The 395-nt window shown below is 44.8% G+C and carries 2 rRNA genes; both read right to left on the bottom strand.

Annotation, left to right across the window (positions count from 1 at the left end):
- Positions 1–10 precede the first annotated feature (10 nt).
- A 5S ribosomal RNA gene (gene rrf / locus GTP45_RS27790) occupies positions 11–123 on the bottom strand.
- A 153-nt stretch (positions 124–276) separates the two neighbouring features.
- Positions 277–395: ribosomal RNA gene (locus GTP45_RS27795) — 23S ribosomal RNA — on the bottom strand; the annotation flags it as partial.

The following is a 395-nucleotide window of genomic DNA, read 5'->3' on the forward strand; positions in this document are numbered from 1 at the left end:
TAAATAACTAGCTTGACGATAACCTACTTTCACACTGGTTGCAGCACTATCATCGGCGTAGAGTCGTTTCACGGTCCTGTTCGGGATGGGAAGGGGTGGGACCGACTTACTATGGTCATCAAGCTTTAACTTGTACTAGCATCGCGTCTTTCTCCGCGCTGCCATGAAATCTGGAAGACAGTATTATAAACGATTTATACCGTTTATCAAGTAATTGTTTTGGGTAATGAAGAGAATCAACGCAACGATTCTTAATCTATAACCTGCTAAGGTTATAGGGACAAGCCGTACGGGCAATTAGTATCAGTTAGCTTAATGCATTACTGCACTTCCACACCTGACCTATCAACGTCCTGGTCTCGAACGACCCTTCAAGGAGCTCAAGGCTCCGGGAA

Source organism: Duganella rivi (genome assembly GCF_009857435.1).
In the GTDB taxonomy this organism is placed as follows: Bacteria; Pseudomonadota; Gammaproteobacteria; order Burkholderiales; family Burkholderiaceae_D; genus Rugamonas; species Rugamonas rivi.